Origin of the sequence: Paraburkholderia sediminicola (assembly GCF_046026855.1) — a bacterium.
Classification (GTDB): domain Bacteria; phylum Pseudomonadota; class Gammaproteobacteria; order Burkholderiales; family Burkholderiaceae; genus Paraburkholderia; species Paraburkholderia sediminicola_A.
On record NZ_JAQQET010000013.1, the window covers coordinates 44,215 to 70,151 of the forward strand.

18 protein-coding genes and 3 pseudogenes are annotated in these 25,937 nt (G+C 59.0%); 11 read left to right on the forward strand and 10 right to left on the reverse strand.

The features are described 5' to 3' along the window. Window positions 1–140 precede the first annotated feature (140 nt). From PQR40_RS16100 to PQR40_RS16120, 5 genes are all read left to right on the forward strand, one after another. The gene (locus PQR40_RS16100; protein WP_408340208.1) at window positions 141–1,169 is read left to right on the forward strand and encodes a TRAP transporter substrate-binding protein; all 1,029 of its coding nucleotides are present in this window, start codon (window positions 141–143) and stop codon (window positions 1,167–1,169) included. 3 nt (window positions 1,170–1,172) lie between these two features. After that, window positions 1,173–3,065 carry a TRAP transporter large permease gene (locus PQR40_RS16105; RefSeq protein ID WP_408236360.1) on the forward strand — a complete coding sequence of 631 codons (1,893 nt, stop codon included), beginning with the start codon at window positions 1,173–1,175 and terminating at the stop codon, window positions 3,063–3,065. Between the two features lie 19 nt (window positions 3,066–3,084). Then, window positions 3,085–4,170, forward strand: coding sequence for a LacI family DNA-binding transcriptional regulator (locus tag PQR40_RS16110; RefSeq protein ID WP_408509390.1), 1,086 nt, complete (start codon window positions 3,085–3,087; stop codon window positions 4,168–4,170). A 123-nt stretch (window positions 4,171–4,293) separates the two neighbouring features. After that, entirely contained in the window at window positions 4,294–5,319 is a 1,026-nt protein-coding gene (locus tag PQR40_RS16115; protein WP_408236355.1) for a hydroxyacid dehydrogenase, read from the forward strand. A 27-nt stretch (window positions 5,320–5,346) separates the two neighbouring features. Further along, window positions 5,347–6,165: an amidohydrolase family protein gene (locus PQR40_RS16120; RefSeq protein WP_408509391.1), complete on the forward strand. Its 819-nt coding sequence runs from the start codon at window positions 5,347–5,349 to the stop codon at window positions 6,163–6,165. A 112-nt stretch (window positions 6,166–6,277) separates the two neighbouring features. Here the strand turns inward: PQR40_RS16120 and PQR40_RS16125 are convergent, their stop codons facing one another. Next, window positions 6,278–7,051 carry an IclR family transcriptional regulator domain-containing protein gene (locus tag PQR40_RS16125; protein WP_408509392.1) on the reverse strand — a complete coding sequence of 258 codons (774 nt, stop codon included), beginning with the start codon at window positions 7,049–7,051 and terminating at the stop codon, window positions 6,278–6,280. A 145-nt stretch (window positions 7,052–7,196) separates the two neighbouring features. Here PQR40_RS16125 and PQR40_RS16130 point away from each other — a divergent pair, with 145 nt between their 5' ends. The 4 genes and pseudogenes from PQR40_RS16130 to PQR40_RS16140 all read left to right on the forward strand — a co-directional run bounded on the left by PQR40_RS16130 (window position 7,197) and on the right by PQR40_RS16140 (window position 11,271). Continuing rightward, a complete protein-coding gene (locus PQR40_RS16130; RefSeq protein WP_408236346.1) occupies window positions 7,197–8,006 on the forward strand; it encodes a shikimate dehydrogenase family protein in 810 nt (269 codons plus the stop codon). A 151-nt stretch (window positions 8,007–8,157) separates the two neighbouring features. Next, on the forward strand, window positions 8,158–9,567 hold the full coding sequence (locus PQR40_RS16135; RefSeq protein WP_408509393.1) for an MFS transporter: 1,410 nt from the start codon (window positions 8,158–8,160) through the stop codon (window positions 9,565–9,567). Between the two features lie 288 nt (window positions 9,568–9,855). After that, a pseudogene (locus tag PQR40_RS39075) lies at window positions 9,856–9,990 on the forward strand (IS6 family transposase); the annotation flags it as partial. A gap of 345 nt (window positions 9,991–10,335) precedes the next feature. Continuing rightward, a complete protein-coding gene (locus PQR40_RS16140) occupies window positions 10,336–11,271 on the forward strand; it encodes a helix-turn-helix domain-containing protein (protein ID WP_408236340.1) in 936 nt (311 codons plus the stop codon). Here PQR40_RS16140 and PQR40_RS16145 read toward each other — a convergent pair. The 4 genes from PQR40_RS16145 to PQR40_RS16160 all read right to left on the reverse strand — a co-directional run bounded on the left by PQR40_RS16145 (window position 11,234) and on the right by PQR40_RS16160 (window position 16,303). Beyond that, window positions 11,234–12,763 carry a hypothetical protein gene (locus PQR40_RS16145; protein ID WP_408236337.1) on the reverse strand — a complete coding sequence of 510 codons (1,530 nt, stop codon included), beginning with the start codon at window positions 12,761–12,763 and terminating at the stop codon, window positions 11,234–11,236. The two genes, PQR40_RS16140 and PQR40_RS16145, sit on opposite strands and share 38 nt — an antisense overlap. Before the next feature lie 62 nt (window positions 12,764–12,825). Then, on the reverse strand, window positions 12,826–14,280 hold the full coding sequence (locus tag PQR40_RS16150; RefSeq protein WP_408509394.1) for a hypothetical protein: 1,455 nt from the start codon (window positions 14,278–14,280) through the stop codon (window positions 12,826–12,828). Further along, the gene (locus tag PQR40_RS16155; protein WP_408236332.1) at window positions 14,190–15,827 is read right to left on the reverse strand and encodes an LVIVD repeat-containing protein; all 1,638 of its coding nucleotides are present in this window, start codon (window positions 15,825–15,827) and stop codon (window positions 14,190–14,192) included. Before PQR40_RS16155 ends, PQR40_RS16150 begins: the two co-directional genes overlap by 91 nt. Window positions 15,828–15,877: 50 nt before the next feature. Then, window positions 15,878–16,303 (reverse strand): hypothetical protein, encoded by a 426-nt coding sequence (locus PQR40_RS16160; protein ID WP_408509395.1) that lies wholly within the window; start codon window positions 16,301–16,303, stop codon window positions 15,878–15,880. 278 nt (window positions 16,304–16,581) lie between these two features. Between PQR40_RS16160 and PQR40_RS16165 the strand changes: the two are divergent. After that, window positions 16,582–16,716, forward strand: a pseudogene (locus PQR40_RS16165) (IS6 family transposase); the annotation flags it as partial. Between the two features lie 174 nt (window positions 16,717–16,890). On the opposite strand, the pseudogene PQR40_RS16170 reads toward PQR40_RS16165, so the two are convergent. Then, window positions 16,891–17,250, reverse strand: a pseudogene (locus tag PQR40_RS16170) (DDE-type integrase/transposase/recombinase); the annotation flags it as partial. A 217-nt stretch (window positions 17,251–17,467) separates the two neighbouring features. Between PQR40_RS16170 and PQR40_RS16175 the strand changes: the two are divergent. Next, a complete protein-coding gene (locus PQR40_RS16175) occupies window positions 17,468–17,821 on the forward strand; it encodes a hypothetical protein (protein ID WP_408236326.1) in 354 nt (117 codons plus the stop codon). Here PQR40_RS16175 and PQR40_RS16180 read toward each other — a convergent pair. The 4 genes from PQR40_RS16180 to PQR40_RS16195 all read right to left on the reverse strand — a co-directional run bounded on the left by PQR40_RS16180 (window position 17,818) and on the right by PQR40_RS16195 (window position 25,785). After that, window positions 17,818–18,303: a hypothetical protein gene (locus tag PQR40_RS16180; RefSeq protein WP_408340194.1), complete on the reverse strand. Its 486-nt coding sequence runs from the start codon at window positions 18,301–18,303 to the stop codon at window positions 17,818–17,820. The two genes, PQR40_RS16175 and PQR40_RS16180, sit on opposite strands and share 4 nt — an antisense overlap. Before the next feature lie 285 nt (window positions 18,304–18,588). Next, window positions 18,589–19,320, reverse strand: coding sequence for an IS6 family transposase (locus PQR40_RS16185; RefSeq protein WP_408509396.1), 732 nt, complete (start codon window positions 19,318–19,320; stop codon window positions 18,589–18,591). A 541-nt stretch (window positions 19,321–19,861) separates the two neighbouring features. Continuing rightward, complete coding sequence (locus PQR40_RS16190) at window positions 19,862–22,066, reverse strand: OsmC domain/YcaO domain-containing protein (RefSeq protein WP_408338574.1); 2,205 nt, start codon at window positions 22,064–22,066, stop codon at window positions 19,862–19,864. Window positions 22,067–22,314: 248 nt separating this feature from the next. Further along, window positions 22,315–25,785, reverse strand: coding sequence for a DEAD/DEAH box helicase (locus PQR40_RS16195; protein ID WP_408338576.1), 3,471 nt, complete (start codon window positions 25,783–25,785; stop codon window positions 22,315–22,317). Window positions 25,786–25,937 lie beyond the last annotated feature (152 nt).

The window sequence follows — 25,937 nt, forward strand, 5'->3', positions numbered from 1 at the left end:
CACCACACAGTCCCCCTGCCAGACCGTGTTTGCAGTGAGCTCATCCTAGGGTAAATACTGATTTTACCGCTTGTGTATCGATATACTATATCGATACACAAAATAAACGTGCGCTACTCATGGCGCACCAGGAGACATACATGGTTTCTATTTCCAGGCGAAGGTTTCTCCAATCCGCCTCTGCTGCGTCCGTCGTCGCTCTCGCTACGTTTCCTGCCGCAGCGCACGCCCAGCAGCCGGTCACGCTGCGGCTTTCGTCGTCAATGCCGGTGAACAAAAACGCCTCGCTCCACGTGTGGTACGAACAGTTCGCGGCAAACCTGAAGGCTCGCGTTGGCGACAATATCCAGATCGCCTACTTTCCGAACAGCCAACTCGGTCAGGAACGGGACGTGGTCCAGCAGGTGAAAATTGGATCGGTCGACATGATGGTCTCCGGGTCGTCCATATGGGCAACGATTTTCCCGGAGATAGGCATGCTCGATCTGGGCTTTCTGTTCGACAGCTACGCGCATGCCGCTCGCACGCTGGACGGCCCCGTGGGCGCAAAACTGACTCAACTGTTACAGGAGCGTTCTGGCTGCCAGATCCTGACGTGGGCGTCTCAGTTTGGCGCACGCAACGTCTTCACGAGAAAGCCCCTTCAATCACTTGCTGAGTTTAAGGGGACCAAGCTCAGAGTATTGCCGACGCCGGTGTTCGTCGACACGTTCAAAGCGATGGGCGCGGTCCCCACACCCATCCCGTTCGGGGAGCTCTACATGGCTTTGCAGACCGGCGTCGTTGACGGTCTCGAACACGATGCCCCGACAGTGCTGTCCAGCAAGTTCAACGACGTTACCCATTCGTGCTGGCAAACCCGGCATGTATTCAGCCCGCTCGTCGTCGTGATGGGAAAGCGCACTCTGGACAAGATTCCGCTCAACCTGCGCCCCGCATTTCTTCAGGCAGTCAAGGAGACGAGTATCAAACAGAACACGATTGCGCTCGGCAAAGCCTCGGAAGCGGAACAGGCACTCGCGCAACGCGGGATGGCATTTTTCCCGATGGCGCAGGCCGAGCGTGATGCCATCCGGCGCCAGCTCCAGGATAATTTGTATCAGACCTTCGCGAAGCAATATCCGGTGACGGCGCCGCTTCTCTCCTCCATTACTGCCGCGAAAGGGTGAGCCGTGACTGCTCTGACAGCCTCTACATCGGAAGCACCAGCCGCCGTGCCGGAGTACGGTCGGAACACAGTCTTCGGTCGCTGGCTCAACCGCTTGCTCAGCTCCACCGAATGGCTCTCCGGGATCGTGCTAGCCGTGGATGTGTGTGTGGTCTTCGTATCGGTTATCTACCGGTACTTTCTCCACGACCCGGTTGACTGGGCGGAGGAAGCTGCAAGTGCCCTCATGGTCTTGCTGGTCTTCTTTGGCGCTGCATCGCTGCTTGGACGCAGCCAGCACCTGGGCGTCGACGTGTTACGGGGCCTCCTACCCAGGCGATGGCAGCCACTGCTGATTCACATGGGACACTGGATCGTCGCCAGTGTCTCCGCCAGCCTGTGCATCTCGTCCTTCCTGTTGCTTGCCGATTCCTACAGTCAAACAACACCAAGCGGTCTACCCGGGTGGATCAATGTGTACCCGATTGTGATCGGCAGCCTGTTCATGACGCTGTTTGCTATCGCAAACGCGTTGAACGGGGCGACTTGCCTGGTGGTGGGAAGTTTCCTGACAAGCGCCGCCATGGTTGCCGGGGGTTTCGCCTGGAACACATTCCTGCCGGAGTACAGCCTCACCCCTGGCCTTCTGCTCTGCGTTGGCTTCGTGGGCGGGCTAGCGCTCGGCATGCCGATCTGCTTTGTGTTAGCCCTGTCGTCACTGCTCTTCTTTCTCGCAGAGCCAAGCTTGCCAATGCTCGTCTACTCTCAGCAGGTCCTGGCGGGAACGGGGCACTTTGTCTTGCTGTCGATCCCGTTCTTTGTAGTGGCAGGCCTGTTGATGGAATCAAACGGCATGTCTTCACGTCTGATCGAACTGCTACTGCGCCTGTTTGGGCGTGTGCGTGGTGGCCTCGGACTCATCACGATTTTGGCAACCGCATTCTTTTCCGGGGTGTCAGGCTCGAAACTCGCTGACATTGCGGCGGTGGGTGGTGTCCTGATGCCAGCCGTGCGAAAAACCGGTGAAGACCCGAACGAGACGGCGGCGTTACTCGCCTGCAGCGCGGTGATGGCGGAGACGATTCCACCTTGCGTCAACATGATCATCATGGGGTTCGTGGCGAATATCTCGATCGCCGGACTCTTTCTCGCAGGGATCGTCCCGGCCATCGTACTGGCGCTATCGCTGGGTATCGTGGCCGTGATCTACGGCCGCAAGATCGATTCTGCTCGCGCCTTCGCGCAGCGCAGACGTTGGCTGCCGCTGCTGGGGGGCGCGCTCGTAGCGTTGATCATGGTCGGCATGATCGGCAAAGGCGTGACTTCCGGGGTCGCAACGTCAACTGAAGTATCGGCATTCGCTGTCGTCTATGCGCTCGTGGTCGGCTGGCTTGCATTCCGGGAGTTGACGGTGCGATCCGTCGCGCGGCTGTTCGTGCAGGCGGCGTCCATGTCGGGCGGCATCCTGTTCATCGTGGCGTGCGCTTCCAGCGTGTCCTACGCCTTGAGTCTTGAACAGATCCCGGACTTGCTATCGGGTACGATGCTGGCAATTGCGAATCACTATGGCGCCACGCTGTTCCTGCTGGTCTCCGTACTGATCATGACCGTATTTGGAGCGGTACTCGAAGGTGCGCCTGCCTTGATCATTTTTGGTCCGTTGCTGGTTCCTGTCGCGCAGCAACTCGGCATCAACCCGCTACACTTTGGCACAGTCATGGTAGTTGCAATGGGGTTAGGTCTGTTTGCGCCTCCGGTCGGCCTGGGTTTATTTGCCACATGCGCCATCACGGGTACGCAACTCCGGGAAGTCGCGCCTGCCATGCTGAAATATCTGCTGGTCCTGTGCATCGCACTCATCGTGCTTGTGCTGGTTCCATCTTTCTCCCTATGGTTACCAAACCATTACGGCTTGTAACTACTTTAAAGAGGATCCTGTGAGTACGATACAGGACGTGGCCCGTCAGGCCGCTGTCTCAGTGAGCACAGTGTCCAACGTGCTGAATGGCCGCACGGACAGAATGCGGCCCGAAACCCTGCTGCGCGTCGAGGCGGTAATCGCCGAGCTCCAGTTTCGCCCTAATTCGCTGGCGCGGCGGCTCAAAACCGGCCAGACCCCATTGCTCGGACTTCTGGTGCCTTCCATTGCCAATCCGATGTACGGCATGATCGCGCGAGCCGTCGAAACTTTCGCGCAGGAGCAATACGGTTATCGGGTCATCGTCGGCAATACCTACCGCGAGAGGGACAAAGAAGCCGCGTTCCTCGAGGACTTGCTGGCGCACGGCGTGCGACGTGTCGTTGTGATCTCATCGCTGGCTGACGAGCATCATCTGACGCAAGCGGTCGAGCGCGGCATGGTGGTGGTGAGCTTCGATCGTCGGGCGACGCCAGGGGAAGTGTCGGGCATCGATCACGTTACCCCCGATAACTTTGAGGCAGGCCGTCTCGCGACTCGGCATCTGATCGCCTACGGACACACACGACTTGCGTTCGCAACCGTTGCGGGACTGACCGTGGGCCGTAACGACAAGATCCGCGGCTTTCTTGCGGCAGCGGCGGAAGCCGGACTGCAACAGCATGCCCGCATTCTGGAGGGCGGCCCGATGAACGAGTACGGAGACGCGGCGATCGGTGAAGTGGGTCGCGAGCTTGCTAAATTGGCCGCCAGGGATCCTCATCGGCCCACTGGCGTGGTGGCCGTCAATGACATGATGGCACTGGGATTTATGGCCGGTTTGCGTGACGCGGGGCTGCTGGTGCCGCACGACATGTCGGTCGTTGGCATGGACGGCCTGTTTCTTGCCGAGATTGCCAATCCTGCGTTGACTACCTTGCAACTCCCCGTGACCGAGATGGCTCGCGCCATGGTCCAACGCGCCATGAGCCGCCAATCCCATCTGGAACCAGCGGCAGACGAGCAGGTTTTTCCGTTTAGCCGTTTGATCGAGCGCGAATCAGTGGGGCCACCTCCGGTGAGCGAAACGAAGGCGCCGATAACGCGACGGAAGACCCGGCAATAAGTGCTGCTTTCGCCGGCCACGCGTCGTGGCAGCATTTGAAAAATGAAACAGTCCCATCCGGCCTGCAAATTTCCGGAGGGCCGCTTGCGCCTCTTTACGTAAAAGAAGCACCAAGGTTAACCAATGAAGAACGTTTTCGTTTCTCATCCCCGCCATTTGCTGCAACAGTACTACGGCGACAAGGCGATCGTTGCATTGCAATCCGTCGCCAGCGTCACGTTTAATTGCGAGTGCCGCGAACTCACGATCAAAGAGCTTTCTGCCGCCGCTTGCGATTCAGACATCATCGTCGCGTATCGGCAAACCCCGGCGCCAGAGTCGCTGTTTAGCGCGTTGCCAAAGTTGTCCGCATTCGTGCGCTGCGCGGTCGATATCCGCACAATCGATGTCGATAGCGCGAGCCGGCATGGCGTACTCGTCACACACGCCAGTGCGGGTTTTATCCCGGCGGTCTCCGAATGGGTACTAGGGTGCATGATCGATATGGCCCGCAACATCAGCACGTACGCCGAGTCTTATCGCCGTGGCGAACCGCCTGCGTCTGTGATGGGCCGGGAGTTACGGGGCGCGACGGCGGGGATCATCGGCTATGGGCAAATATCCCGTTACCTGTGCGATCTGCTTGTGGCGCTCGGCATGCGGGTGCTTATCGCGGACCCACATGCCTACATCGAACATCCGTCACGGCAACAGGTTCCGTTGACCGAGCTTTTGGGCAATGCCGATTTCGTGATTTGCCTCGCTGCGCTCAATACGGAGACAGAGAACCTGCTTGACCGGAAAGCATTTGCTTCGATGAAACAAGGCGCATGGTTCATCAATGCGGCGCGCGGCGAACTGGCGGATGAAGTGGCGTTGCTCGACGCACTGGACTCCGGTCGTCTGGCCGGGTGCGCGCTCGATGTGGGCCTGGCGCCCGACCAGATGCCGTCACCGATTGTGGCCCGACATCCGCGGGTGATCGCGACACCGCACGTGGGCGGGCTGACTTCAGCGGGCATCGAGCACCAGGCGCTCGAAACCGTCGAGCAGGTTAAAGCCATTCTCCTGGGGCAGATTCCAATCGGGGCCGTCAACGCTACGCATGCGACCCGGATGAACACATTCAGGCAGCAGATAGCGCATCGCACGACAACGACGGCCATCTGACCAATCATCTTCCTACATTGAACAGCTATGGATGCTCACCCTTTTGACGGCGCGTGCGATTGCCATATCCACATCTACGAGGACAGTTACCCACTCGCCCCCAGCGCCACTTTTCGTCCCCCTCCCGCACCGGTCGCGTCGTACCGCCTGGTACAGGCATCGCTCGGTCTGAAACGGGTAATCGTCGTGCAACCTACGGGTTACGGTTTCGACAATCGATGCACGCTATCGGCGCTCGCGGAGTTTGGAAACACAGCGCGCGGTATCGTCGCTGTACCGCCCACCGTAACCGACGCGGAGCTTGAGCGGTTACATGAGGCCGGTGTGCGAGGTATCCGGTACATGATGATACCTGGTGGTGGTGGCCTCATGCAGTGGGATAGCATTGAGGAAATGGCCGCGCGTATCGCCCCATTGAACTGGACCATCAATCTGCAACTCGACGGACGTGATATCCCTCAGCACGAGGCTGCCCTTCGGCGATTGCCTGGCAGACTGGTAATCGACCATACCGGCAAGTTTCTCGAACCGGTACGAACCGACAGCGAGGCCTTCATGGCGTTGCGCCGCGTTCTGGAGCGCAATCAGTGCTGGATCAAACTTTCTGCGCCGTACGAAACATCGCGCTCCGGTCCGCCGTATTACGAAGACGTGTCGATCCTGGCGCGTGCCCTGACCCGCCACTATCCGGAGCGTTGCCTCTGGGCCAGCAACTGGCCACATCCCAATGCCAACCCGGCGCCGTCAAACACCCGTCTGCTCGATTGGCTCGCAGATTGCTCCGGCAGTGATTCCGTGAGACGAAAGATCCTGATCGACAACCCCGCCGCGTTATATGGGTTTTAAGGCAGTGGTGAAAATTGAGGGACGTTAGCTATACGCATGTCGGCCACCGTCTACCGTCGACACGCGCCGGACTATCGTGCGATCACGGTCGTGAGACGGCAAATGGATAGGGTTAGATATCTATGATCGGCCGAAGCAAAGCTTGTCCTTCATACAGATACCGCAGATACCGCTCACGGATATCCGTCGGCGTCATCGATGACACCTGCATCGTGATCGTCAGGCTCGCCCGCATCTCACCGTCCCGGTTAGTCAGCGGCACCCCGAGAATTCTCATGCCCACTTCGTATTCCTGATCCAATTCCACGTAGCCCTGTGCGCGGACTTTGGCGATGACGGTCTTGATGTCGTCGATCGACTTGAGAGTAAACGGCGTTAGCGGCTGCAGATCGACTCGACTCAGATACGCGTCGATCTCGTCGTCCGGCATCGACGCCAGCCATAGACGGCCGCTGCCGGTGCAGTACATGGGCAGCCGAAATCCCTGACGGATCGACAGCGACGATACGTTTGCGACGAGGCTACGGACGATATGCACAACCTCGTCGCCATCGCGCACTGCGACTGACACGTGTTCGCGTGTTTCGGCCGCCACCTTCTCCACAATCGGTCGGAGCATTCGCGGCAGCCGCGCGGAATCGACATACGCCTGTCCGAGGCGCAGCGTCCTGGCCGTCAACCAGTAATGCCGGCCATCGGTTTGCGCATACCCGTCGTGCACCAGCGTCAACAAGAAACGCCGCGCGGCGCTCTTTGTCACCCCCCCTAGCCGGGCCGCGTCGGGCACGCTGAGCCGGGGTGTTTCGTCGGTAAAAAGTTGAATCAACGCCAAGCCCTTCTGAAGGCCGACGATCAGATCGCGTTCATGGATCAGCGGGGCTTTCATCAATTTCGACCGTTAAACCATAAGAATGATGCGATTATCGCATTGAAGTTGCGATAATCGGGCTATCTGCCCGATTCCGGCGTTGCCCGGACTCGCTCCTGGTCGCATCATCGGCGCTCGCTTACAACGTTATCCGGTGCAATTCATGATCAGCGGCACGACCGAACTATTGGCCATCGTAGGGTCTCCTATCGCGCAGGTGAAATCGCCGCATAACTTCAATGTCTGGTTCGAACGGCATGGGAAGGACGCTTCGATGATTCCGATTGATCTCGAATGCGGGTCGCTGGATCAGTTCATCGAGGCGATGCGCGCATGGCGCAATCTGCGCGGCTGCGTTGTCACCGTGCCGTACAAGCAGGACATGGCCACGCGCATTGACCTGCTGAGTGATCGGGCCCATGCGCTCGGCTGCGTGAATGTTATTCGCCGCGAAGCTGACGGCACGCTGATTGGCGACATGGTCGATGGCGATGGCTTCATGAACGCCGCACACGGTCACGGCTTCGAGCCGAAAGGCACGCACGCGCTGGTGATCGGCGCCGGCGGCGCCGGCAGCGCGATCGCGTGGTCACTCTGCGAACATGGCGCCACGGCGATCACGTTGACGGACCTGAACGCCTCGCGCACGCAGCGGTTGCGCGCCTTATTGGCGACGCACTACCCGGGCGTCGCGACCGGCTCGGATTTCGAATCGCTGGCGTCATTCGATCTCGTCGTCAATGCCTCGCCTGTCGGCATGACCGGCAATGAAACATTGCCACTGCCGTCAGAACAGATGGCGACGCTGAGTGCCGGCATCCTTGTCGCGGACGTCGTCACCTCGCCCGATATCACGCGGTTTCTCGAGGTCGCGCGCGACGCAGGCTGCCGGATCCAGACCGGTGCCGAGATGGCGTTGGCGCAATTCGGCAACCTCGGCGCGTTCATGAACATGATGCCGCTGGAAGCCTGATCGTCGACGGCTCACTCACATCGCACGACGCATGCACGATTCGGCGCCAGGACCGAATGGCACTTCGCAATGCAGCGGCAACGCGCGGGAGGCCGCCACGGCGGTTCTGTTCGCCATAGCAGCACATCAAGACCAATCAGGAGACACAACGATGCCAACTCACAACGAAGCACAGAATCCGTCTGCACAGCAGACCCGGCGCGCAACTGCCAGCGGCTGGATCGGCTCGGCACTCGAGTACTACGATTTCTTCATCTACGCGCAGGCAGCGGCGATGGTTTTTCCGCAGCTGTTCTTCCCGGCTGGCAACCCGAAGCTGGCGATTGTCGCGTCTCTTGCGACCTATGGTGTCGGTTACGTCGCCCGGCCGATCGGCGGCTTCGTGCTTGGGCGACGCGGCGACACGCACGGGCGCAAGCATCTGCTATTGCTGTGTATGTTCCTGATGGGCGTCTCGACGTTCGTTGTCGGGCTATTGCCGACATACCATCAGGTCGGCGTTCTCGCACCGATCGCCCTCGTCGTGCTACGCCTGATCCAGGGCTTTGCGGTGGCCGGCGAAATCTCCGGTGCCAGCTCGATGATTCTCGAACAGGCGCCGTTCGGCCGGCGCGGGTTTTACGCCAGCTTTGCGTTGCAGGGCACGCAAGCCGGTCAAATCTTCGCCGCTGCGATTTTCATGCCACTCGCCTATTACATGCCGGCTGACCAGTTCGCGTCATGGGGCTGGCGTATTCCGTTCCTGCTTAGCGCGCTCGTGCTCGCTGCCGGCTTCGTGATTCGCCGCAAGGTGTCAGAATCGCCGGCATTCATCCAGGCGGATTCGAACGGCGGCGTGCCCGCATCGCCGATCGCAGTCGCGCTGCGCGAGAACTGGCGAGATATCGTGCGGATCGCAATCATGGCGCTTGCCGCGGTGATCGCGATGGTGGCAACGATCTTCGGTGCCGCGTACGCGGTGCAACCGTCGTACGGGATCGGCTTTCACGCGAACACGTATCTCGTGATTCCGCTCGTCGGCAACCTCGTTGCCGTGCTCGTGATTCCGTTTGTCGGCAAACTGTCCGACCGGATCGGACGGCGGATTCCAGTGATCGTCGGCTCGGTCGGCGCAGGGTTGCTGTCGTACGTGTATCTGTACGCAATCAGTGCGAGAAATGCACCGGTTGCGATTGTCACGTCGGTTCTGATGTGGGGTGTGATCTATCAAGGATTCAATGCGGTGTTTCCGAGTTTCATGCCCGAATTGTTCCCCACGCGTACACGAGTGTCGGCTATGTCGATCGGACAGAACATCGGGATGGCGTTAACGGCGCTGCTGCCCTCGCTGTTCGCCGCGATCGCTCCGCCCGGATCGAAAGATATCCCGCTTGTGATCGGTACCGCGACGCTCGCGATTACTGGCCTCGCGGCGCTCGCTGCCTGGACTGCGCGAGAGACGTATCGTACGCCACTGGATGAACTCGGTGCACCAGGGGTCTCCGCGAATACGCAGTCGACGAGTTCGGCGCTGCGCGGAAACTCCGGTCAGCACACGGCCGCTGTCAGCCGTCCACGCTGACGCCCGGAAAAGCTTCGAGTTTGTTGCGGACGATTTCGGACAGGTGATCAAAGTTGCGCCCTCTGAGAATCACGAAACTGTTCGACTGGCTGCTAATGGCACTGACCGGTCCGATCTCGTTCCGGGCGACAAGGTAGTTCGCACGAAGGACTCACCGTCACCCGGCGCCAATGTTAAAGGCGTCGTCCACGCGGAAGACTGAAGCCGCGCGTTGCAGACGGTTTTGTCGCGATAAGGTCGACGAGGCGAACAAATTCTGCAATGGTAAAGACTACTTATTCATCATGATTCGGCCCGATCCGACAGCACTTCGCGTTACCCAGACATCAGATGAACGTGGCATATCATCGTGCGGTACTCCAGGAACGCTTCGCCACATGGCATGGTTGGACTGTCACTGCCGAAGCCGAAAAAGTTATCTAATAAGGATCACTATTCTTGAGCCACACAGGCAGCCTACGCCCTTCAACTTGACAGAGCCCTGGATGCCTGTCTGCGCCGCCTCCGTCAATTGGTGATTCAGCCTCGCTCTGGCGTCCTGAGAATGTTCTTCGTGCCAGTGAATCGTGCGAGCGCATCGCGAGCCGCCTCGTAGCTGCCATCCGTCAGCAACAGCCGTATAAATTGGTCGTGATCACAAGCGCAATAGGCTTCGAGTAAGTATCAAGTAAGAGTCAAGGCCTAAGGTTAGTATGTCCCCGCTGCCACAGCACCGACAGCGCGTCATTTCATTGAATTCTCTCAACACACGAGACGAATGAGGCAGACATGACCTATCCGTCGACTCCAGGCCCTTTGCATACAATAGGCCCCGGCGGCCGCCGCGATATCTGGCTCCCCCCTGCGGAGTGGAAGAAACGCCCAATCGGCCCCACGGGCGTAGCGGTCACCATCGAACACTACATCGCCTGCGCGTCGGAGGTCACCGATCTGGAGACTACATGCGTCTCCCTCGCCATGTTTCTGCAGCCACCGAAGGCGCTCCAGGTTCGGCTGGATGGCACGGGATGGGTCTCGAAATCGCTACGGGGGCCGCTGTCGTACACCTCACCCGACTTCCTGTTCTCGATCAGATGGTCAGAGGACATCGAGTGGCTGACGATTTACTTCGACCCTTCGTGGCTCGATAAGTGTGGCCTGAAGGAAAGCCTCGCGGCCACATCGATTGCGCCGCGCTTCGGTATATGCGACGACCTGCTCATGCAGATCGTCAGAAGCATTCATCAGGACGCCGTCACGGGTACCCCTTTGGGACCGACATACGCAGAAGCGCTCGGCGCTGCCGCCGTTCACCGGATGCAGTTTCTCGAGTCGGGGCGCCAGCCTAGACAATATGTTCAGTCGACACTGATGGAAAAAGCGGTCGAGTATATTCAAGACAACTTCCGTGAACGGTTGACACTACAGACGCTCGTCGATGCGATCGACTACCCTGGCGATCTTTGCTCGTTCATCCGAAGCTTCAAGAAGTGCAAAGGACTATCGCCTCATCAGTACATTGTCGAGAAACGCTTGCACGTCGCGCGCGACCTTATCACGCAAGGTCGACGTGGCGTCACGGAGGTCGCGCTCGACTGCGGCTTTTCGAGTGTCAGTCATTTCTCGGCCGCCTTCCGCAAACGCTGGGACGTGTCACCTTCCGAACTGAAACCGCGTCCGGCAATCGCTACGCGAGAGGAAGAGACAATATCCATAGACCGCTGATCGTCAAACCGATTGTCAACACGAGCAACGGCAATTGATTGATCATCACGGTTCTTGCCAGGTCGCGGTTCCGCAGGGCGATCGCATGGGCAATGTATACACTCAGCAAATGGCCCAGCAGAATGAAGAACACCTGTGCGTGCCAGACGAGGCTCATGTTGACGGGCGGCTGTGTTCCCGGGTACGCAGCCGGCGGCACCTGAAACAGATGCCAGCCTCGCCCGAGCGGATCGGATGCCAGCAGGAGCACCTGCCGGCCCTGATTCAGAAAGAGCGTGAAGTAATGACAGACGTTATAGAAGAATGCGATCGGCAATAGCGCCAGACAAAACTGGCGCGCAAGCGATGCGCCATCGAGCGAGGTTCGCGAGACCGCTGCGCTGAGCCAGCAAAATCCCATAAACACCAGATAGTAAACCGCGCCCGTTACCACAAACATCGTCCATTGCCAGCCGAGGAAAAGATTCGCGGACAGCGCGTAATCCTTCGCGAGCGCCGGCCAGTGATCGACGATGTGCGTATAGATATGGCGCCAGAAAAATGCGCTCCACGGTGCCGTGTCGCGTAAGCCATCGAACGCCGTCGACGAAAGCATGAAGGAGAGAAAGACCACGACGCTCGCAGGACGGGTTGCGCCCGACGCGATTTCCGCGAGCGGTCTTCTGAATCGGATCCCAACCGTTCTATCCGATCGCGTGGTCCACGCCAAAGCCGAAAGCATCGCGCAAAGCCGGCACAACATACCGAGAGTATCAAAGTACTCGCTCCACACGGCTCGCCCGAAGCACAGCGATCCGATCAACGCGTATGCCAGGTAGGCGCCTAGAAAGAGACTGACATCGCTTGGGGTGCCAGAGCCGAATAACTCCAACGCAATCAGTACGACGTACCCGATGAGCGCGGGATAGTAGGCAACACGTAGGGGGTAGCGAAACCAGCCGGTATCAATGCTCGGGCAATATCGCGCGACGATCCGCAAAACCATCTCAAACGGATTGACGAACGCGTAGAAGTCCCCCAGTACCGCACTGAGGTAGAGAGAACCCAGATAGAACCAGATCCAGAACCCAGTCATGCCGATATTTTGAAACGGGTTTTGCGCCCCCGCGATACCGGAAATCGCAAGGAAAACGAGAAAGAGGCTGCACACGACCTGGATCGCGCTGAAAATCGCTATTGGTATGCGCCATTCTCGGTGAGGCCCCTCTACTCGCGAGGCTCGCAGAGAAAACGATTGCCCCGACGCCAGCGAGAGAATCGCAAACGAAAGGATCAGCGTGCCTGCGGACGCATAGGCATAGAGCCACAACGGAACTGGAAGGTAATACGGAATGTTCCAGGCGTGTGCGCCAGCCCCACCCGGCCAACACACGCCGGTCACCATGAACAGGGTGGTCCACGATTTTCTTGCACAATACATCCGGAATGAAACGCGGTGTGTGCGATCGCCCTGCGCGTGCGTCACGTATCCGGTAATTTTCGGGTTTTTCATGTTCCCGATCAGTAATCGGCCGACGAGATAAGCGCCGTAACTTTCCAGCCCGCTTCGTCGCGCTACTCGGCGACGATGCCAACTGTGTCGTACGGAGAGTCGAGTAATTTGACGAGTGCGATAGCACGCCTGTGTCCGTCCTTCGAGGTGGATAGCCGGAACACGATGAACGGCAGGATCGGAGACGGTTTGTCACCTTCCACGATAAGCGGCAGTACGGCATCGTTCAACGAACTGAATACCGCGAACGACTTGCGTTCATGAGAAGCCTTGAGCGCCTGTTTGATTGGCACTCCGCTATTCCTCTCGATAGACAGATACTCGCCGTGATCTCTCAACCGCCATCCAAGGAGCTGGCTGACGAGTGAATCGCGAGAATCAGCGCTTCCTCCTGCGGCAACCACCGATAGCCAGCACTTGTCGACGGGTGACGTCGTGAGCCAGTCGGTGAAGAAACGAGTGTAAAAATCGCTGAGGCCCCTGTCGATGCCTGACTGCATCGCCGGGCTGACAGGAGCCGGAATATCTCGTCGTCCTTTCCATCGGACGTCTTTCCACGCAGGACCGTTGGGCAGACTCGTTCCGTCAAGAAACGACGTATCGTCGATGCCATTCTCGGCAAACCAGCGCGACTTCTCACTCTTCGTACGAGCGCCGACGAAACCGGGCAGCGCCTGTTGCACCGCTTCCCAAGGTACTGCGTTCCTCGCCCGTCCGTTGATGCCCGGATAGCGTTGAAGCTGCGCATACGTCGACTTCGCCATATCTAAGGCATCGGCGGGCCACAGCGCGGTCAGTTCGGCATCGTGACTCGACGGTGTTGCTCGATCCACTGGCGCGGCCATTGCCAGCCTGGAATCGCATGCGATTCCGTAGCGGCTCCAGTCGGGAACCGAAGGAATACCGCGATGCGCCCACGAGTCTTGTAGCGAATGAAGCGACCGCCCGAACGCGCCGAGCATGAACGCCGCGTGGCTCCCGCCTGCCTGATGCAACGCGGCCTCGATCGCGGAAACTGCGGCTTCCCCCTCCGGAACAACCGGCCTGCTTCGTGCGTCGACGGGAACGCTGCCCGCGCTCGGATAATGCGCGACCTGGCTGTCTACGGCATCGGGTGGGAAGCGCGACAGACACGCAAACTGCAACGGTGAAGTCATGTATTCGATCGATCCTGCGTCCATCCGTTGATCTGCGAGCGCAATCGCTTCGGCCTCGCCGGGCTCGTAACCAGCTTCTTTCGCGAGCCAGAGCGTGAGCCCGAAGTGAACGTCGGATTCGTAACACATACCGGCGACCGGATGGGCCAAGCTGACCAGCAACACCCCCATCCCGAGGAATCGATTTCGACGCCTGTTGCTCTGCATATCCGTCCTGTTGATGGGCGACCCGTTGCGTGATGACGCGATCGATCCGGATCGCCCGCTTCTCAATTGCCGATTTCCGTCGCCTTCGTGCTTTCGGGAAACGGCCATGCACCGTTCTCGAACGACATGACTAGCAGACCATTGTCCTGGCAAGCCGTCGTCAACAGATGACGGTCGAAGTCGAAATCCAGGCGCGAGCTACACCAGTCGGGACCACCTGGCCGGTACTGGGCGAACATGAGATGCCCTGAGCCCGCACCCGGTGACTTCGCGGCGGGCGGATTGTAGTAGGCGATCTCCTTAGGCTTCGACGGGTCGCGAATGTCGAAAACACGCAGCCCGGAATTGAAGTAACTGCAGGCCAGCGCGGTCGCATTTTCCCTGTTGTCGACGCTGCAGTAATGGCTACCGTATGTGAAAGTCGAAAGACTCGTGATATCGGGGATCACCTTACTGCAGTTCGAAACCGCGTGCGTTTCGAGCCGCAACTCCGAGATAAGAGTAGGTGCAGCTTCATTGGAGATGTCGTAGATATGTGCCAGCGGAAATGGTGTCATCCCTGCACTGCAGGCGGCCTTCACGCCAGCTGCGCCTGGATCCTGCAAGCCGCCGGAGCCGCCTTCGTCTACTTCGACCACGTATGGCCTACCCTTCACGAGGAAAGGGATCGTATGCTGTGCCGCGCTACCGTTGCGGATCGGTACCGTCGAGATCGAACGCATCTGTGCATTTGGACGCCGCTCCTGTACCTCACTGGTATCGATCACGAAGAACCCGTTGTCTCCTGTCGAGTTCGCATTGTTCAGCGGTGGCGCAGTGGAACCCAGAGCCGTCCCAAAGTTTCCGGCAGCGACGAAGTACGCACGCGTTCCGTCTTTGCTCACCGACAGGCCATGAGGGCTGGTGCCGAATCCCAGTTCAGCCATGCTAATCGCGGAGATCACCTTCGGCCTTGTCGGCACGGTCAGGTCGACTGCATAGTAGGACCTTGAAGTCGGGCTGCCGATGTAATATGTAAAGCCGTCTGGAGAGAATCCACCTTCGTGACCTATCGGTTTATTCTCAGGGGTGATGCCGCCATCTGTGCCGGTGCCGACGGCCACGCTCGCCAGCAACTGGGGACGCGTGCAGTCCGTGGAAACGTCATACAGGTCAACCTCCGGCCCTCCTCCGGTCCCGACTCCGTTATCCGCCGCAAGGATACCTCGCGCGTCGTTCACACGAAGCGACTCCCAAGGGTCGATCATCGCGATGGACGTCAACGAACTGACCCGGACCGGCTTGGCGGGGTCGGTGATGTTGATCACCGGTACGCCTGGATTCACGCGAGGCGGCGCATCGGGATTATTGAAAATCTGGGTTGCGCCCATCGTAGAGTGATAGAAGCATGTCTGCCCCTGCCTGTCGGTGTAGGTTGCGGAGGACCACGATGCGCCCTCGCCCTGAAGCTGGCTCACGAGCTTCAGGTTGCAGTTAAAGCCACCGAATCCGGTCTGACGCAGTGCGGCAGGAACCTGGCCTTGCAGAGCCGTCTCTGGCGTATCGCCTGTACTGCAATTGGGAACCCGCGGGACAATGTAGTCCGACACGGAAACAGCTGGCGGGGTACTCGTCGACGTCTCGTCTACCCCGCCGCTGCAGCCGGAAAGGACGAGCGCGGCAAGCGACATGGCCGTCGCTACCAAAGCTGGCAATCGCATCTTCGTCTCCTGTTTATTTTTTAGTCCGTTCCGGCGAGTTCGCGTTGCGATCACGGTTCCGGATATATCTCGATCGTTGCAACTTTGACTTCCGCGCCGCTCAGGCGATGAAAATGAAGGGAAAAGCGTCCGGTGATACCGAGGGGAAAAATGTCCAACGACTGACGGGTACCAGAAGCGCATGCCGCCGCGGCGCCCGGTATCTCGTCAACCATGAGAATGCCGGCTTCTTTCGAGCGAACTTCGATATGCAGCGGCGTGCCTTCCCGGATTGCGATCACGGGGTGTTCACGATACGTATCTCCCGGGTCTACCTCGACAGAAAAATGACGTCGATCCAAGATATCTGAGGTTGCCGCTGCCCAGTGTTTCGCAAGACCGTACGCAAGCATCATCATCAAAATCGTTGCGCCCACTGAAACGCATCGACTCCAGCGTCGCGCCCCCCTCTCTTCCGTGATCGGGCTGTGAGCCATCGAGTCTCCAGTCGCACCATTCGATTCCGCAACCCGACCCGTTACCCGAGCCGGCACGAAGTGGATGCATACTAGCGACGTGTGCCGCGCCGAGATATCGGTTTCTTGCAGATTGTCGAAAAATTGTCTACGGAATAACCCGGTGTGTGGGAAAACCAGCTTGACCAGGCAGCTGGGCATGGTCAGGTTATTGGGCGGGCCGGGTAAGATGCCGCGATGAAGAACTCGAGATCGATGTATCACGGTCAACGTTTCCCGGCTGAAACTATCAGTTGAGCTTTCGCGTCCCGAAACGCACGCAGAAATTCCGCTCGTGCTTTGGGCCGATCCGGCAACATCTCGCGCTCAAGCGGCATCTGCCGCGCGCTTCACTCCAATGCCGGCTTGTCGTAGACACATACGGCATAGGGTGATCAGACATACGTCGCGCAAACCCAGGTAGGTGAGAAGGCTTAGCGTAAGAAGTAGGTAAGCGTATGCCCTTATCTTAAGTACCTGCGCACCGGTCACACGGCTGATCACTTTGCAGGGCTCTGTCAAGTTGACGGGCGTAGGCTGCCTGTGTGGCTCAAGCATAGTGATCCTTATTAGATAACTTTTTCGGCTTTGGCAGTGACAGTCCAACCATGCCATGTGGCGAAGCGTTCCTGGAGTACCGCACGATGATATGCCACGTTCATCTGACGTCTGGGCAACGCGAAATGCTGCCGGATCGGGCCGAAGCATGAGAGAAACGCCTGCGTGCGGCGGGCATCGCGAAAGCCTCACATCTGGCGTTCGCGCCTGCGGGTTGGCCGGTGATTATTCTCGGCGTGGTTGTTCACGCGAGCAGCCGCTTTGACGAAGACGTGCTTTACCTGAGCGAGTTCAGGAATATCGGCCTTCGCCGCCGGATAACTGCGCAACTGGTCGGTAACGATCTTACGTGGCACCGGATTGGATCGCAGCCTTGCGCGCCGCTGACCAGCCAGACGCCGCAAGCCGCCGGGCCTGCACCCTACATGCATAGCTCCGTTCTCTAATGCGCGGCGGCGATGTTTGCCTTGGCGCGCGTAGGTTCGCTTTTCGTTTCAGCAGGGGCCAGTCGCAACAAACCTCGTGGATTTGCCCCCGCACCGGATACGTGTCACGCTTTACCGTCGCTGTCTACCAGGATGTTGTCCAATGAAGAAACACTTCGCCATACTCGCCGGATTGTCAATTTCGGCCGCTGCGTACGCTGAACTCCCGATGCTTAACTATGTGTGTCCTGGAAATTTTGAGGTGCACGCTGATCGGGGTGGGCCGGTCTATATCAACGGCAAACAGGCCAGGCTCAAGAAATTCAGCGAATCATATTTTGAGGCCTGGCGCCCAGGAATTACCGTATCCCTGTTGGTCAACCCCGACAAATCGTTGAGTGTTAGCTATACCGGAACGAAACGGACTCACGGGATCTGTAGCGCTGCATCTTCCGGCCAGGTCACGGCCGCCCCAGTCGGGCCGGGCACGCACTTCGCGTCCGGCATAGTTGCCTAGAATTTTGGTCCTGAGTTTGTATCGACCTTGGTGCAGGCGCCGTCGAAATCCTCGAACCCACTAGCCAGGATCAGTTGCCCCGTCATTCGATCAATCCGGACTTTAGCCCTGTTGACCGTATTCAGTTTGAGCGTTCCGGTAATCTCCCTCTCCCCGACAAAGACATCATTGAGCGTGAACCATCCGTCACGCGCGCTGTTGATCCCCGGCATGATCTCGTGCGGCAACCGCATCCTCACGCTATTGCCTGCGATTTCGACGTTCACCGCACCATTGAAAGGCCGACGCCCCGTGGTTGAGCTATTCGTGCTCTTGTTATAGCTGTGCGTCTTGTTGTCGTATTCCATGCCGTTCGATACCTGCGATTCAAGCACCGATCCGGACCCTTGGCACAGCAGTGCTGTGGTGCTCTGGGCGTAGGCAACAGTGGCTCCGCCGAACACCAAAGCGATCACGACAGCAATCGATCGTACTACCGTCATCGGATTCTCCTGTAAGAGGTATTTCCACTATTCTGACTCAACGCCTGAATCGGATGGGTAACTTGCAAGATTACATGGTTTTGTAGATGGTTTCTGCCGACACAGCGGCAATAGGTGTGTAGCCGAAGGCAAACTGCGGGGAGCACACGCCATTTTTCAATATTTCGAGCGGCCGTTAGTCAAAGGTCCAGGGTCGTTCGGTTGCATTAGCCGGGTGTCCCTTGATGGGCTTTGTCAAGTTGACGGCTGTAGACTACCTGTTTGGCTCAAGCGTGGTTATCCTTATTAGATAACTTTCTGAGATTCGAAAGTGACAGTCCAACCATGCCATGTGGCGAAGCGTTCCCGGAGTACGGCACGATGACATGCTGCGTTCATCTGATGTCTGGGCAACGCAAAGTACTGCCGGATCGGGCCAAAACATGAGAGAAACGCTTGCGTGCGACGCGCGTCGCGAAAGCCACTCATCTGGCGTTCGCGCCTGCGGGTCGGCTGGTGGCTGTTCTCGGCACGGTTGTTCACACGTGCAGCCGCCTTGACGAAAACGTGCTTCACATGAGCGAGCTCAGGAATGTCAGCCTTCCCCGCCGGATAGCTGCGCAACTGGTCGGTCACGATCTTGCGCGGCACCGGGTTTGAACGCAGCACCTTTCGGAAGAAGCGCTTTGCCGCGGCCTTATCGCGCCGCTTTTGCACCAGCACATCGAGCTCAGCACCGTGCTCGTCGACCGCTCGCCACAACAGATACGGCCCGCCGCGCAACGTCACGAACATCTCGTCCAGATGCCATATGCTGCCCGGCCTGGGCATCGCCGCTTTGGCGCACCGGGCAAATTCAGCGCCGAACTTGTTGCACCAGCAACGGATCGTTTCGTACGTGACCACGACACCGCGCTCGAGCAACAATTCTTCGACGTCGCGCAGGCTCAGGCTGAACCGGAAATACCACCGAACCGCGCAGCTGATGACGACGGCAGGGAAGTGGTGACCGTGATAAAGCGATTTCGTTTTCTTCATCACTTCATTCTACCGCCGCCTCCCCATCAACCTGACAGTGCCCTCCTCATGCAAGCATCAAGGAGTATTCGCGGAAGGCGGGCCCTAGATTTTGGTTCTGCCCTGCGTCGGTTCTAGCGTAGCTTTCTCTCAACATCCTTACTGAAAAAGGCGCAACACAATCGTTTAAATACTGTCAAACCGATTTGAGGATGCGATCGCAGATAGACATCGAACCGATCCTGGACAAGCTTTCTGAAACTGTCACCCCGCAAGATGGCCTTCGATCTGCTGGAAAGCTTACGTGATCGCCCCACCTATGCGAACCGCATCAAGATGGACCTTAGGTCAGCGTGGGACTACGCGCTCGACGCCGCCCGGCTTCCCGAAAATACGCCAGGCTGGTGGCGCCAGATCATGCGTGGTCGGTTGCGCAGCAAGGGCCGCAGTCGCAACGGTGCGCGTGTCACGGACAAGCGTTTACTGACGGGCCCCGAGGTCGCTGCACTCGTTCATGAGTGCAGGTACTCGAGGAGGATGTAGCCCGCCATGACTCGTCACGCTAACTGGCTGTAGCGGCCACATTGGCCCGCGCCGTATGCAATTTTTTATAGCTGTCGATCAGGCGGTGGTGCCTATCGAGACCCTCCAGCTTCATACTCGTTGGCGTTAAGCCATAGAAGCGCACGCTGCCGTCTACCGATCCCATTACGGCGTCCATCCGGGCGTTGCCAAACATCCGACGGAAGTTGACCACGTAGTCGTCCAGTTCCAGGTCGTCATCGAGCAGCACCTCCAGCACCACATTCAAGGCCTGGTAAAACAATCCGCGCTCGACCGTGTTGTCGTTGTACTGCAGGAAGGCTCCCACCAGTTCTTGTGCCTCCTCAAATTGCTGCAAGGCGAGATGAATCAGCAGCTTCAACTCGAGAACTGTTAGCTGCCCCCAGTCCGTGTTCTCGTCAAATTCGATGCCGATCAAAGTGGCAATATCGGAGTGCTCGTCCAGCTCGCTGTTCTCCAACCGCTCAAGCAGTGCTGCCAAGGCGGCATCGTCCAGGCGATGCAAGTTCAAAATATCGGCGCGGAACAACAGTGCCTTGTTTGTGTTATCCCAGATCAAATCCTCTACCGGGTAAACTTCCGAATAACCTGGCACTAGAATCCGGCAAGCTACGGCACCCAGTTGGTCATACACCGCCGTGTAAACCTCTTTGCCCATGTCTTCGAGAATGCCGAACAAGCTTGCGGCTTCATCGGCATTGGAGTTTTCGCCATGGCCGGAAAAATCCCACTCAACAAACTCGAAATTCGCTTTGGCGCTGAAAAAGCGCCACGACACCACACCGCTGGAATCAATGAAGTGCTCAACAAAGTTATTCGGTTCAGTCACCGCGTTGCTGACAAAGGTAGGCTGAGGTAGATCATTCAGGCCTTCAAAACTGCGCCCCTGTAGCAATTCCGTCAGGCTCCGTTCCAACGCCACCTCGAAGCTCGGGTGTGCGCCGAACGAGGCAAAGACACCGCCTGTGCGCGGGTTCATCAATGTGACGCACATCACCGGGTAGGTCCCACCCAGCGACGCATCCTTTACCAGCACCGGGAAGCCCTGCTCTTCCAATCCCTGAATCCCGGCCAGAATGCCAGGGTATTTCGCCAGCACTTCGTGCGGCACATCGGGCAATGCGATTTCACCTTCCAGAATTTCGCGCTTTACCGCCCGTTCGAAAATCTCGGACAGACATTGCACCTGCGCTTCGACCAGCGTATTACCGGCACTCATGCCATTGCTGACGAACAGGTTTTCGATCAGGTTGGACGGAAAATACACCTCTTCGCCGTCCGACTGCCGCACAAATGGCAGCGAACAGATGCCGCGCTGCACATTGCCGGAGTTGGTGTCGTACAGATGCGAGCCATGCAACTCGCCATCGGGATTATAAATTTCCAGGCAGTACGCATCCAGAATTTCAGCCGGCAGCGCATCCTTGCGGCCAGGCTTGAACCAGCGCTCGTTCGGGTAATGTACGAACGCCGCATTGGCGATGTCTTCGCCCCAGAATGCGCCGCCATAGAAATGGTTGCAATTCAGGCGCTCGATAAACTCTCCCAACGCCGACGCCAACGCGCTTTCTTTGGTCGCTCCCTTGCCATTGGTAAAACACATCGGCGAGTGCGCATCGCGGATATGAAGCGACCACACATTTGGAACGATATTGCGCCACGAAGCGATCTCAATCTTCATGCCCAAGGCCGCCAGAACGCCCGACATATTGGCAATGGTTTGCTCCAACGGCAAATCTTTACCCACAATATAGGTGCTGGTATCAGAAGCCGGCTTCGACATCAGCAAGGACTGAGCATCGGCATCCAGGTTTTCGACCTCTTCAATGACAAACTCGGGTCCGGCTTGCACCACTTTTTTTACCGTACAACGGTCGATGGAGCGCAAAATACCCTGGCGGTCTTTGGCAGAGATATCCGGCGGCAACTCAACCTGAATCTTGAAAATCTGTTGGTAGCGGTTTTCCGGATCAACAATATTATTCTGCGACAGGCGGATATTTTCGGTAGGAATATTGCGAGTTACGCAGTACAACTTCACAAAGTAAGCTGCACACAAGGCCGATGAGGCCAGAAAATAATCGAAGGGACCAGGCGCCGAGCCATCGCCTTTATAACGGATAGGCTGGTCGGCCACTACCGTGAAGTCATCGAACCTGGCTTCAAGACGTAGTTTATCGAGAAAGTTGACTTTAATTTCCATGGGGAAATTCCAAAAATAGTGCTCAAAAAAAATATGAAGCCCTGTAAAAAAAACAGGGCTTTAATAGTCAGTCAACTAGCGAATGATGTTTCCTGGCGGGAATTCTACTCCCACCCGATCGTCAATCGCGGGGCCGGATCCTTGTGGCGACGGCGTTTTCGCCCCGCACAGCGTCTGAGGCGCAGTGCCCGCCTCAGACGTACATTGAGATTGAGAGGGTCCTTTCGAATCCGCGTTGCGCAACTGGCTTATCTGCCGCTCTCAATCTCGGGCATCGGAGCGAATAGCGCGTCGAGATCGTCGTCCGAGAACTTGGCGGCGCCGGCGGCGTCTTCGGAGAGAATGCTGTCGGCGAGACCCGCTTTCCGCTCCTGCAACTCCACGATCTTTTCCTCGATGCTGCCCGCGGCAATCAGTTTGTAGACGAACACCGGCTTGTCCTGCCCCAGCCGATGCGCGCGGTCGGTCGCCTGATTCTCGGCGGCGGGGTTCCACCACGGGTCGTAGTGAATCACGGTATCCGCCGCGGTCAGATTCAGGCCCACGCCGCCGGCCTTCAGACTGATCAGGAACAACGGCACTTCGCCCTGCTGGAAGCGCTCGACCGGCGTGACGCGGTCCGTCGTGTCGCCGGTCAGAATCACATAGGGGATCGCAGCTTCCTCGATCGCTTCGGCGATCAGCGACAACATGCCGGTGAACTGCGAGAACAACAGCACGCGCCGTCCTTCCTCGATCAATTCAGGCAGCATCGACAGGAGCAAATCGAGCTTGGCCGAACGCATGACGCGCGCGCCCTTTTCGGCTCGTTCCGTTTTTTCCGCTTTGTAGCGCTTCTCGCCCGGTTCACCCTGATTCTCGTCAACCTTGATTTTTCGCACGAGGCGCGGATCGCAGCAGACCTGTCGCAGTTTCAACAGGGCATCGAGCACGATAATGTGGCTGCGCGCGAGACCCTGCGCGCTGACCGCCGCGCGCACCCTCTCCTGCATCGCCGTACGCACGGTTTCGTATAGATCGCGCTGTGCACCTTCCAGATCGACTGAACATACGATCGTGGTCTTGGCCGGCAACTCCTTCGCGACCTCGTCCTTACGACGGCGCAGCATGAACGGCCGGATGCGGCGCGCCAGCAGCGCGCGGCGCACGCCGTCACCGTTTTTCTCGATTGGATTGCGCCAGCGTTTGGTGAAGTCTTTCTGACTGCCGAGAAAGCCCGGCAACAGAAAGTCGAACTGCGACCACAGCTCACCGAGGTGATTTTCCAGCGGTGTGCCCGTCAAACACAGCCGATGCCGCGCGCGCAATCCGCGAATCGCCTGCGCCGCTTTGGTAGAGGCATTCTTGACGTACTGCGCCTCGTCGAGGATCAGCAGATGATAGTCGTGCTCGGCGAGCACCTTCTGATCGCGCCACAGCAGCGCGTAAGTCGTGAGAATCAGTTCGTGCTGGCCGATCTGCTCGAAACGCTCCTTACGCTGCGGGCCGTTCAATATCAGCACCTTCAGTTCGGGGGCGAAGCGGCGCGCTTCCTCCCGCCAGTTGTGCACGAGCGTGGTCGGCACGACGATCAGCGCGGGACGGTCGAGCCGTCCGGCTTCTTTCTCCGCGAGGATGTGCGCGAGCGTCTGCACGGTCTTGCCGAGACCCATATCGTCGGCGAGCACGCCGGCCAGATCGTGTTCGCGCAGGAACTGCATCCAGTTCAGGCCTTGCTGCTGATACACGCGCAGTTCCGCCTTCAGGCCACGCGGCACCGGCACCTCGTGCAAGCCCGGGCCGGCCTGTAGACGCCGCGCCAACTGGCGAATCGAGTCGTCGCCCTGAAATTGCCAGCGGCCGGTGCTGTTCAATGCTTCGAGCCGGCCCGCATCGACGGACGGCACGCGCAGCGGCGCGCCGTCGGCTAGCGCACCGCCGAGTGCGTCGAACAGGTCGACCAGCACGCGCACTACCGGCTTCAACCGGTCGGCGCGCAGACGCAGACGCTTGTTTTCGTCGGTCTTCAGCTCGATCGGTTCGTCGTCGGCGATGGTTTCGAGCGCGCCGCCAAGCCAGCGCCGGTCGCGCCGGAACAGATCGGCGAGTAGCGGCTCGAGCCGCACATTGCGCTCGCCGATGCGGATGCCCATTTCCAGATCGAACCAGCCGTCGCCTGCCTGATGCGCGGTGCCGTCGATCGCGTCGATCTCGATGACGTTGTAGCGGAACGTCGGCGTCATCGTCACGCGCCAGCCTTTACTCACGAGATCAGGCACCGCGTCGTTGACGAAGGCGGACCAGGATTCGGCATCGGGCAGACCGAGCATCGTGTCGGGCAGAAGCCGCGATGCATACACGCGGCTGGTCGGGACTTTCTGCAATCCGGTCTTGCGCAGTTCGAGCAGGCGCTTCTTTTCGGCTTCGTAGCGCCGGCGGATATGAATGACGTCACCGCCCGGCATCGGCACGAGCGTGACGCTGCTGTCGACGTTGATGCTGACGCCGTCGTAATCGAAGCTGACGCCGGCCAGTTCAACGGCCTCTGACTTGCGCGGCCCCGTCTTACCGGCCGAAGGCAGCGCATGGCTGTTGAGCGTAAGCACCGGCACCGGATCGACGTCGATCACGCGGATCGAAGACGCATCTTGCGTGGGCGGCAGCGGCAGATCGGGCGCGATCTCGCGCAGCACCGCGGCGACGAGCGGCGCTTCGGCGAGCGAGATCGGCGGCATGGCGAGGTAATCGGGCAACTGCTGGAACGGCAACGACGACTCGACGATGCCCGCTTCATTCGCGACACCGTCTACATACCAGACCGGCTCGGTGGGCAACACCATGGTGGCGCGCGGCTCGGTGCACAGCACGGGCCGCAGGCGTTCGTCCGCCAGCGGTTCCCATTCGATCCGCCCGGGCCGCTCGGCGCCGCGCGACAGCGGAGTCGGCCCCTCGTGACCCGGCGCCGGTTTGAACTCGAAGAACAGGCGCCCCGTGGCAATCAGCTTTTGCAGCATCTCCGCACCGCTCGTACCGCGCAGAATGAACTGGCCGAAGTCCTCGCGCGAGCGCCCCAGCCACAGGCCGCGCAGAATCGACAGGTCTTCGTCGGAGACGAATCTGGGTTGCTTGAGCAGGGCCGCTTCCACATTGCCCCAGGGCTCGTCGATGTCGACAATCGTGCCGTCCGGTTTGCAGCGCGCCCGGTACAACACCACCTCATGGCGCATGTGGAACCTGGACCAGTTCAGGAGATAGGCCAGCGTTTGGGTGCGCGCTGCGTCCGCCTTCTGGGCGACCGCATCGGCGGCTTCGGCGCGCGCGCGAAAACGCTCGAGCCAGCTAACCAGCTCGGGGCGCACGCCGGACTGCGCCTGCACTGCCGTTCCGGACGGTGTCTGCGGGTAGCCGGCGGACGAGTGCTCGTCGGCGCCGATGTCGACGTTGGTGATGTGGTCCATCTCGTCGTGATACGCGAGCTCGGCGAGCAGCAGCGCGGCGACATGCTTGCAGTTGCGGCCGACCGGGCAGCTGCAGTCGCCCTGCGCCCACGGTGAACCGCCATCGGTACGAAATCGCACTCGCGTGCGGTAGGGTTGGCGTTGCGTGCCTTGTACATTGCCGCTGAGCGTGTCGCCGCGCCACTCCACCTTCGTGACTGCGCCGACTGAGCGTGCCTTGGCGACGGTGTGGTCACCCAGCCATTCTGTAATCCGTTCCCGATCGAAGAAAACTGACGACATCAGGGTCCATTCCTTTTCAAGCCGGCGAAGGCGACTATGCGCGGACGCAGAAGCGACGCGGCAGGCGATGAATGGCGACTGCCCGCGCAACTCGGTCCTGCATAGATTGCCCGTGGTAACCCGCCATTTTACGCGTTGGACGCAATTGGCTG

Bases quoted from the DNA above. Each gene is read 5' to 3' on its own strand.
- PQR40_RS16180 (WP_408340194.1), bottom strand. From the start codon at position 18,303: ATGACGGTAGTACGATCGATTGCTGTCGTGATCGCTTTGGTGTTCGGC.
- PQR40_RS16125 (WP_408509392.1), bottom strand. From the start codon at position 7,051: ATGAAAGCCCCGCTGATCCATGAACGCGATCTGATCGTCGGCCTTCAG.
- PQR40_RS16185 (WP_408509396.1), bottom strand. From the start codon at position 19,320: ATGAAGAAAACGAAATCGCTTTATCACGGTCACCACTTCCCTGCCGTC.
- PQR40_RS16155 (WP_408236332.1), bottom strand. From the start codon at position 15,827: ATGCGATTGCCAGCTTTGGTAGCGACGGCCATGTCGCTTGCCGCGCTC.
- PQR40_RS16130 (WP_408236346.1), top strand. From the start codon at position 7,197: ATGATCAGCGGCACGACCGAACTATTGGCCATCGTAGGGTCTCCTATC.
- PQR40_RS16115 (WP_408236355.1), top strand. From the start codon at position 4,294: ATGAAGAACGTTTTCGTTTCTCATCCCCGCCATTTGCTGCAACAGTAC.
- PQR40_RS16175 (WP_408236326.1), top strand. From the start codon at position 17,468: ATGAAGAAACACTTCGCCATACTCGCCGGATTGTCAATTTCGGCCGCT.
- PQR40_RS16145 (WP_408236337.1), bottom strand. From the start codon at position 12,763: ATGAAAAACCCGAAAATTACCGGATACGTGACGCACGCGCAGGGCGAT.
- PQR40_RS16160 (WP_408509395.1), bottom strand. From the start codon at position 16,303: ATGGCTCACAGCCCGATCACGGAAGAGAGGGGGGCGCGACGCTGGAGT.
- PQR40_RS16135 (WP_408509393.1), top strand. From the start codon at position 8,158: ATGCCAACTCACAACGAAGCACAGAATCCGTCTGCACAGCAGACCCGG.
- PQR40_RS16120 (WP_408509391.1), top strand. From the start codon at position 5,347: ATGGATGCTCACCCTTTTGACGGCGCGTGCGATTGCCATATCCACATC.
- PQR40_RS16190 (WP_408338574.1), bottom strand. From the start codon at position 22,066: ATGGAAATTAAAGTCAACTTTCTCGATAAACTACGTCTTGAAGCCAGG.
- PQR40_RS16100 (WP_408340208.1), top strand. From the start codon at position 141: ATGGTTTCTATTTCCAGGCGAAGGTTTCTCCAATCCGCCTCTGCTGCG.
- PQR40_RS16195 (WP_408338576.1), bottom strand. From the start codon at position 25,785: ATGTCGTCAGTTTTCTTCGATCGGGAACGGATTACAGAATGGCTGGGT.
- PQR40_RS16140 (WP_408236340.1), top strand. From the start codon at position 10,336: ATGACCTATCCGTCGACTCCAGGCCCTTTGCATACAATAGGCCCCGGC.